Raw genomic sequence first — 5,559 nt, 5'->3', positions numbered from 1 at the left:
CTCGCACCTCGTCGACGCGGCCAAGCAGTACAGCCAGCTGGTGCGGGCCGCCGTGGTGATGAGCCTGACCACGGCGTCGGGGTGGGAGACCAGGGAGAGGTGCGAGGAGTCGATCTCCTGGACCTTGGTGTGCGCGGCCTTGGCCGCCGCCTCCTGCGCGGCTGCCGGGATGATCCGGTCCTGGCGTCCGATCAGCGCCCATGAGGGGATCGTCTTCCACGCCGGCTCACCCGACGGCTCGGTGACCGCGGAAGCCGCCAGCGGACGCTGGGTCGCTACGATCCGGTTCTGCTGTACGGCGGACAGGTCCTGTGCGAACGAGGAGCGCACGACCTGCGGCTTCAGGTAGAGGTCGGCGTCCCCGTCCGGCGCGCCCGGGAAGGGGACGAGGTTGAACACCGTCGTCGGATCCTGCACGATCACTCCCGAACCGGGCTCCGAAGCGGCGATCTCCCCTGCGGACTGTCCCTTCGCGGGAATGAACGCGTCGATGTACACGAGCGCCTTGACGTCGGTGCTGCCGAGAGCGGCGTTCGTGATGACCATGCCGCCGTACGAGTGGCCCACCAGGACGATCGGGCCCTTGAGCGTCTTGAGGTAATCGGCCAGGTACGCGGCATCGCTGCGCACACCGCGCAGCGGGTTCGGCGGCGCCACGACGCGGTATCCCTCGCTCCGCAGCCGGGTGATGACGCCGTTCCAGCTCGATCCGTCGGCCCAGGCGCCGTGGACGAGCACCACGGTCGGCTTGCTCGCGGTGCCGGACCGGTCGGCCGAGGCGGCCGGGGAGGGCGAGCCCGACGCACTCGCCGGACCGATCGAGGTGAACAGGAGCGCGACTCCGACGCTCACCGTGGCGAGGAGGGTGAAGGGGGTGCGGGTACGTCGGTACAGAGAACGGTGGTTCACAAAAGCCCTTTCGAGGCGTGAGTTGAATGGCTGTCGTTTTCCGGAGAAGCGGAACGGCAGGGGGCGCGGGCCCCCGCGTTATTCGGCGAGTTTTCCGTCGGTCGAGACCTCTGCCATCAGGGAGGAGATCTCGTCGGGGATGGCGGGAATGCTCTCCCGGGTGATTCCGGTCGTGGGCGACCACACCAGGTTGACCTGCTGGGCGGGGTCCAGGTGGGGGTAGTCGCTGCGGTTGTGGCAGCCACGGGTCTCGCGCCGCTCACGTGCCGCTTCGAGAGTGGCCCGAGCCGCGAGCGCCGCGGACTTGAGGTCGAAGGCATGTGCGAGATCCTGGAAACCGGCGATGTCCGGGTGCACACCGACGTCCTCCATGCGCTTCTCGATCGCCGCGAGCTCGGCGAGCCCGGCGCACAGACCCTCTTCGTCGCGCACCACACCGGCGTGCTCGGTCATGGTGTTGCGGATGGCGCGCTGCAGGGCGCGGACGTTCTCCGTCCCGTCGGCCACCAGCAGCTCGTCGATCTCCGCGCGGGCCTGTGCGACAGCCGACGCCGACCGCGGCTGGGCGGTGAGGGACCGCGAGTAGGCGGCGGCGGCCCGGCCCGTGATACGGCCGAAGACCAGCAGCTCGATGAGACTGTTCCCGCCGAGGCGGTTGGCGCCGTGCAGGCCGCTCGACGCCTCGCCGATGGCGTACAGGCCGCGCACGTCGGTGCTGTGGTCCTCCGGGCGCACCCACACCCCGCCCATCGAGTAGTGCGCGGTGGGCGCGATCTCGATCGGATCGCGGGTGATGTCCAGCATCTGAAGATCGAGCAGGGTCTGGTAGACGCGGGGGAGACGCGTCATGATCGTCTGCCGCGGCAGGTGGGAGACGTCGAGCCACACTCCTCCCTTGGATGTGCCCCGCCCTTCCTTGATCTCCGTGTAGGAGGCCAGGGCCACGCGATCGCGGGTCGACAGCTCCATGCGCGCGGGGTCGTAGCGGTTCATGAACCGCTCGCCGAGGGCGTTGCGCAGGATGCCGCCCTCACCGCGCGCCGCCTCGCTGACGAGGGTGCCGGCCGCGTTCTCCGGCTCGATGATCCCGGAGGGATGGAACTGCACCAGTTCGGGGTCGCGCAGCCGGGCGCCGGCCTCCACCGCCAGCCGGAACGAGTCGCCCGTGTTCTCGTCGCGCCGGGAGGACGTCCGCCGCCAGATGCGGGTGTGACCACCCGCGGCGAGGATGACGGCGTCGGCGTGGATCAGGTACCGCGTTCCACGGGTGAGATCGAAGCCGTAGGCGCCGAAGACGGCGCCGTCGTGGACCAGCAGCCGGGTGATGTAGACACCGTCGAGCACCGGAATGTTCAGCTGGCCCGCACGCCGGATGAGCGTGCGCTGGATCTCCAGACCCGTGTAGTCCCCGGCGAACGCGGTCCGCCGGAAGGTGTGGGCGCCGAAGAAGCGCTGGGAGATCCGCCCGTCCTCCTCACGGGCGAAGGCCATGCCGTAGCGCTCCAGGTCGCCGATGCCCTGGGCGGCACCCTGGGTGACGATCTCCACGGTGCGGGGATCGGCGAGCAGGTAGCTCTCCTTGAGAGTGTCGGCCGCGTGCTGCTGCCAGCTGTCCTCGGGATCCATGGTGCCAAGGGCGGCGTTGATCCCTCCGGCGGCGAGCGCCGTGTGGGCGTCCTCCTTGGGGCGCTTGCCGACCGCGAGGACGTCGACACCCGCCTCGGCCAGTTCGATCGCTGCGCGCAGCCCGGCACCTCCGGTTCCGATCACCAGCACCGTGGCGGAAACGCATTGTTCGGTGATTGTCACGATCTACTCCGATCGCCGTGGGATTGTCACTCACTAGGACCGGGCCGTCCGGGAATCTGTGACAGCTGGCCCGCGTGCGCCGATTAGGCGTCGGCCGTCACAATCCCGTGGGTTCCCCGGTCATACCTCCGGCCGTACTCCCGGGTGTCCTCGGGACACGAGGGCGTCGCGTGCGTCCTCGCCTGGTCGTGACCAGGCCATGGGCGACCGGTGGCGACGGCGCCCCGGTGAGGGAATGAGGGGTGTGAGTGCGAATGACCGTTCGATCCGAAGGGCGGGCCTCTCGGCCGGGCTCCGCTTCCGGCGGCCCTCCACGCCTCGACCTCCGGGCGCGTCACGAACGGCTGGTGTTCGCCAGGGTGCGCACGTCGCAGGACCGGGTCGCGGACGCGATCACGGCCTTCGCGGGCACGATGGGCTTCGTCTACGTGCATGCCCTCTGGTTCGCCGTGTGGATCGCCCTCAACCTCAGGCTGTTCGGCGCCGCAGCGGTCTTCGACCCCTACCCGTTCGGGCTGCTCACCATGATCGTGAGCCTTGAGGCCATCTTCCTGTCCACCTTCGTCATGGTGAGCCAGAACCGGCAGGCCGCACAGGAGAACGTCCGTGCCGACCTGGATTTCGAGACCGATCTCCGTGCGGAGATCTGGACCGTGCACATAGGCAAGGCGCTCGGCCTGAATCCACAGGACATCGAGCGGCACGTCCAGGAGGTCGTCAAGCAGAGCCGCAGCGCCATGGAATCCGGCTCCGACGTCCCGCCGGTGGCCCCGGACTCGCTGTGAAGGGGCTGTTTCGGCGGCCGGCAGGCGCCGAGGGGAGGCGGCTTCCGTTCTCGCCGGCTGTCGTGGGCCACCACGAAGCACATGGACGAAGCACATGACAGCCGGCGAAACGGCATGCGGGCGTGCAGGCAGCCGACGCCGTGGGCTATGAGGCCAGCCTGATACTCGTCGGTGTCCCCCGCAGGGCCATCTTCGTGTAGGGGCAGAGCGAGTCGGCCTTCTCCACGAGCGGGGCGGCTACGGCGAGGTCGATGTCCGGCCACCTGACCTCGAGGTCGACGTGCAACAGGTAGCCGCCGTCTTCCGGGTCACGTCCGAAAGCCACGGTCGACTCCACGGAGATCGCAGCGGGGTCGAGTGCGGCCTGCCGTGCGACCAGACTCAGCGCCCCGTGGAAGCAGGCGGCGATACCGGCGGCGAACAACTGCTCAGGATTCGTCCCCTGACCGTCTCCGCCCAACTCCGCGGGCATGCGCAGGTCGAGATCGAGGACGCCGTCGCGCGAGCGAGCTCTTCCCGAGGCCCGCCCGTGGCCGGCCATCCCCCCGCTCACCGTCACGGTGGTGGTGTAGATCGGTGCGAAGGCCGCTCCGTCGAAGTCCTTGTCGGTGGACAGATGGGGCAACCGGGTCGACTCGTTCACGACATGACTCCGTCGGTGTCGCCGTACGCTGCCGGGCGCCGAGCCGAGGGCGAGGCGGCAGGGCTCACGCTCGCCGGCACTCGTGCACCGCACGGCCTGCTGATGTCGAATGCCATAGGGAGCACCTTCGCGTAGGGAGGATTTCCAGATGCGGACAGTCAGTTGACCGACAGGTCCCCGCCGTTGTGACATTCGTGGCCGCGGCGGGCGGTGGTCCGTCCTGCGGCTGAGGTGGCTGTCGCGCACCCGGACATGTGTCCGAGCCAAACCATTGATGCCCACATATAGTGGCTTATGTCATATTGTGGGCGCGGTATCGGCCGAAGGGCATGTCATGAAGTTCGCGGTCATCGGGGGTACGGGACTGATCGGGTCGCAGGTCGTGAAGGACTTGAACGCCACCGGACACGAGGCGGTTCCGCACTCGCAGTCCACAGGAGTCGACATCATCACCGGCCAGGGACTGGAAGAGGCGGTCAGGGGGGCCGACGTCGTCATCAACCTGACGAACTCCCCGACCTTCGACGACGCCTCCCTCGCGTTCTTCCATACCTCGATGGACAACCTCCTGGCGGCGGCCGACAAGAACGGCGTCGGCCACTTCGTCATCCTGTCGATCGTCGGCACGGACCAGGTGCCCGAGTTGGACTACTACCGTGCCAAGGCGCTCCAGGAGAAGATCCTCGCGGACGGGCCGATCCCCTATTCGATCGTCCGGGCCACGCAGTTCATGGAGTTCATGGATGCCGTCCTGTCCTGGACCGCCGACGTCGACAGCGTCCGCCTTCCCGCCACGCCCGTTCAGCCCATCGCCTCCAAGGATGTGGCGCACGCGGTGGCGGAGGTCGCCGCCGGCGCCCCGCTGAACGGAATCCGCAACGTCGCCGGCCCGGAGATCTTCCCCCTGGACGAACTGGGCCGGATCACCCTGTCCCGCAAGGGCGACCCCCGAACTGTCGTCACCGACCCCACCGCCGGTATGTTCGCCGTGGTCAACGGCGACGTCCTCACCGACAAGAACGCCCACCTCGCACCCACCCGCTACACCGACTGGCTCTCCTGACCAGGGCGCGGTGCGGGCGTCCCCGGGCATCGGGCGTCCACAAGAGGCCGGCCTGCATACGACGGCACCGCCATGGCGAGATCCATGGCGGTGCGCGGGGAGGGCCGCCCGCTGTCGTCGGCCGGCTCCCGTGACGTCCGTCGGGAACCGGCCTGTGCGCAGGCGGGCGATCAGTCGGTGGGACGCGGAGCCCGCAGGTGGGCCCGCTTCTCCAGTTCCTCGTCGTCGACCAGCGTGAGCATCGGCTGGTTCGGCGCGCACATCATGAACACGATGTACTTGGCCGGCTCCTCCGAGGAGGCGTTGCCGTTCTGGTAGTGGATCACCTCACCGCCCGGCTCCCAGAACGT

The 5,559-nt window shown here is 68.8% G+C and carries 5 protein-coding genes and 1 pseudogene; 2 read left to right on the top strand and 4 right to left on the bottom strand.

Annotated elements, in window-relative coordinates; translation table 11 throughout:
• Together AB0M11_RS40960 and AB0M11_RS40955 are read right to left on the bottom strand one after the other, a co-directional pair.
• A partial coding sequence (locus AB0M11_RS40960) for an alpha/beta hydrolase (RefSeq protein WP_365714009.1) occupies positions 1-909 on the bottom strand: 909 nt, incomplete at its 3' end.
• Between the two features lie 78 nt (positions 910-987).
• A complete protein-coding gene (locus AB0M11_RS40955; protein ID WP_365714007.1) occupies positions 988-2,718 on the bottom strand; it encodes an FAD-binding protein in 1,731 nt (576 codons plus the stop codon).
• A 347-nt stretch (positions 2,719-3,065) separates the two neighbouring features.
• On the opposite strand from AB0M11_RS40955, the gene AB0M11_RS40950 reads away from it, so the two are divergent.
• Entirely contained in the window at positions 3,066-3,503 is a 438-nt protein-coding gene (locus AB0M11_RS40950) for a DUF1003 domain-containing protein (protein ID WP_365714005.1), read from the top strand.
• Between the two features lie 145 nt (positions 3,504-3,648).
• Here AB0M11_RS40950 and AB0M11_RS40945 read toward each other — a convergent pair whose 3' ends face one another.
• Positions 3,649-4,146, bottom strand: a complete 498-nt coding sequence (locus AB0M11_RS40945; protein ID WP_365714003.1) for an Ohr family peroxiredoxin — start codon at positions 4,144-4,146, stop codon at positions 3,649-3,651.
• 334 nt (positions 4,147-4,480) lie between these two features.
• Here AB0M11_RS40945 and AB0M11_RS40940 point away from each other — a divergent pair, with 334 nt between their 5' ends.
• A complete protein-coding gene (locus AB0M11_RS40940; protein ID WP_365714001.1) occupies positions 4,481-5,209 on the top strand; it encodes an NAD(P)H-binding protein in 729 nt (242 codons plus the stop codon).
• A gap of 170 nt (positions 5,210-5,379) precedes the next feature.
• Here AB0M11_RS40940 and AB0M11_RS40935 read toward each other — a convergent pair.
• Positions 5,380-5,559: pseudogene (locus AB0M11_RS40935) on the bottom strand (cupin domain-containing protein); the annotation flags it as partial.

The sequence above is a fragment of the Streptomyces sp. NPDC051987 genome, assembly GCF_040680735.1.
In the GTDB taxonomy this organism is placed as follows: Bacteria; Actinomycetota; Actinomycetes; order Streptomycetales; family Streptomycetaceae; genus Streptomyces.
This window is presented reverse-complemented; position numbering and strand designations above follow the sequence as displayed.